The 2813-nt window shown below is 70.7% G+C and carries 2 protein-coding genes; both read left to right on the top strand.

The window, feature by feature from the left end:
* Positions 1 to 150 precede the first annotated feature (150 nt).
* Positions 151 to 1806, top strand: a complete 1656-nt coding sequence (locus Q0A34_RS10440; protein ID WP_291479934.1) for an FAD-binding oxidoreductase — start codon at positions 151 to 153, stop codon at positions 1804 to 1806.
* Positions 1803 to 2762, top strand: coding sequence for a diacylglycerol kinase (locus tag Q0A34_RS10445; RefSeq protein ID WP_291479935.1), 960 nt, complete (start codon positions 1803 to 1805; stop codon positions 2760 to 2762). Before Q0A34_RS10440 ends, Q0A34_RS10445 begins: the two co-directional genes overlap by 4 nt.
* Positions 2763 to 2813: the final 51 nt, after the last annotated feature.

Here is a 2813-nt window from a genome sequence, read left to right on the forward strand (position 1 = left end):
ACCGCCGGACTTCCCACCCTGCCCGGGGGGTCGGGGGGGTGGGGAACGGGGTGGTAAGTAGATGCCTGAACAATCAGCGAGTGCGCAGGTCCCGGAGGGAAGCGGCCGTTTCCCCTCCCCGGGGCGGTTCCACCAGGTACCTTGCCAAGCATGAACACTGTGAGCTCGGTCCCCGTGCCCCCGATGAAGTTCAACCTGTGGGGCACCGTCGACGAGGCGAAGCCGTTGGGTGACTCCACCCGGTCCATGCTCGGCACGTTGATGGGGGTGCGCGAGGACCCGGCCGCCGCCCCGGCGAAGGACGTGCCGGTCGACGCGGTCACGCTCAGCCCGGTCCGTCTGTCGGACGGGGACCTGCAGGCCCTCGCCCGCATCGTCGGTGAGTCACACGTGTCGGTCGACGACGACCAGCGCGCCCCCCGCGCCCGCGGGAAGTCGTCGCTGGACCTGCTGGAATGGCGCGCCGGGGCGTCCCACGTGATCTCGGCGCCGGACGCGGTCCTCGCCCCGGGCACCGACGCGGAGGTTCTCGCGGTCCTGGAGTTCTGCTCGGCGGAGGGGATCGCGGTGGTGCCCTTCGGCGGGGGGACGTCCGTCGTCGGCGGGCTCACCCCGGCCGACACCGACGGGGAGCGGACGTTCCGTGCCGTGGTCAGCCTGGACCTGGCCCGGTTCGACGAACTCACCGACGTGGACGCGGAGTCCGGACTGGCGACCCTCGGGGCCGGGCTGACCGGGCCGGCCGCCGAACTGCTGCTCGCCGAACACGGACTGCAGATCGGCCACTACCCTCAGTCCTTCCCCTACGCGACCGTCGGCGGTTACGCGGTCACCCGCTCCTCGGGGCAGAACTCCGCGGGATACGGCCGTTTCGACGACATGGTCCGCGAACTCACCCTGGTGACGCCGGTCGGTGTGATGACCGTCGGCCACGCCTCGCCGGCGTCCGCCGCCGGCCCGGACCTGCGGGAGCTGGTGATGGGTTCGGAGGGTGCGTTCGGCGTGGTCACCCGGGTGCGGGTGCGTGTCCACCCGGTGCCGCAGGTCAAGCGTTACGAGGCCTTCACCTTCCCTGACTTCACCACCGGTGTCGCCGCCCTGCGTGCCGTGAAGCAGACCGGGACCGGGCCGACGGTGATCCGGTTGTCCGACGAGATCGAGTCCTCGGTGAACCTGTCCTCCGGGGACAAGGCCGGGGAGACCAGTGCCCCACCGGGGTGCATGTGCATCACCATGTACGAGGGGACCGAGGCGCATGCGGCGTCCCGGCACCGGGAGACCCGTGAGCTGCTGCTCTCCATGGGTGCGACCAGTGTGGGGGAGGACCCCGCACGGCACTGGGAGCAGGGGCGGTTCAACGCCCCGGTGCTGCGCGACTCGCTGCTGGACTCCGGTGCGCTGTGCGAGACCCTGGAGACCTGCACCGACTGGTCGAACGTCCCCCGGCTGAAGAAGGCCGTCGGTGACGCCCTGGCCGAGAGCCTGAACTCCTCGGGCACCATGGCGCTGATCATGTGCCACGTGTCCCACGTGTACGCCGAGGGCTGCTCCCTGTACTTCACCGTCGTCGCGGCACAGAAGGGTGACCCGGTCGCCCAGTGGCGGAAGGCGAAGACGAACGTCACCCGGGCGCTCACCGAGAACGGGGGGACGGTCACCCACCACCACGCCGTCGGCGCCGACCACCGGCCGTTCATGGCCGCGGAGATCGGTGAGCTCGGTGTCGAGGTGCTGCGGGCGGTGAAGAACCGGCTCGACCCGGCCGGTGTCCTCAACCCCGGAACGCTGATCGGGGGAGAGGCATGAGCAGCCCCTACGAGGTCGGGCACGTCGACCTGAAGCGCATCGCCCTGCTGACCAACCCCCACGCGGGCAAGGGTGGCGCGGCCTCGGCCGCGGAGATCGCCCGGGACCGCTTCGCCGACCACGGGATCGACGTGGTCAGCATCCAGGGGGCCTCGCCCGAAGGGGCCCGTGACCTGGCCGGACGCATGGTCGCCGAGGAGGGGATCGACGCGCTGGTGGTGTGCGGCGGCGACGGGTTGATCAACCTCGCGCTGCAGGAGCAGGCGGGGTCGTCGACCCCGCTGGGGATCATCCCGGCGGGGACCGGCAACGACCACGCCCGCGAGTACGGCATCCCCACCCACCCGCGCAGGGCTGCGGACGTGGTCGCCCGCGGTTTCTGCACCACCACGGACCTGGGCCTGATGAGGAACGACGCCGGGGACGAGCACTGGTTCGGCACCATCGCCTGCGCCGGTTTCGACTCCCTGGTCTCCGACCGGACGAACCGCATCAGCTGGCCGAAGGGGCAGATGCGCTACAACGTCTCCATCGTCGCGGAGTTCCTGAACTTCCACTCGATCCCCACCCGGCTGGTGCTGGACCCGGGGACGGACGGGGAGAGGGTGATCGAGGAGAACATGACGCTCGTCGCCATGGGCAACACGAGGAGCTACGGCGGGGGCATGCTGATCTGCCCCGACGCCGACCACCACGACGGCATCCTCGACATCACCGTCCTGGAACGGATGGGCCGGGTGAAGGCGGCGCTGAAGTTCATGAAGATCTTCGACGGCAGCTTCGTCGAGGAGGAGGAGGGGGTGAACACCTACCGGGCACGCAGGGTGCGCATCGAGATGACCGACCGCGGCGGCCAGCAGATCAACGGCTACGCCGACGGTGACCGGTTCGCACCACTGCCGATGGAGGTCGAGGTCGTCCCGGGTGCGGGGAAGTACCTGGTGCCGCGGCCGTAGGAGGGGACCCGGCGGGCACTGCCCGGGGCTGGGGCCGGGGGCGGCCCCTAG

It is taken from the genome of Corynebacterium sp. (genome assembly GCF_022712195.1).
GTDB lineage: Bacteria > Actinomycetota > Actinomycetes > Mycobacteriales > Mycobacteriaceae > Corynebacterium.

Excerpts from the sequence above, each read along its gene's own strand:
- Q0A34_RS10440 (WP_291479934.1), top strand. The coding sequence starts at position 151 with ATGAACACTGTGAGCTCGGTCCCCGTGCCCCCGATGAAGTTCAACCTG.
- Q0A34_RS10445 (WP_291479935.1), top strand. The coding sequence starts at position 1,803 with ATGAGCAGCCCCTACGAGGTCGGGCACGTCGACCTGAAGCGCATCGCC.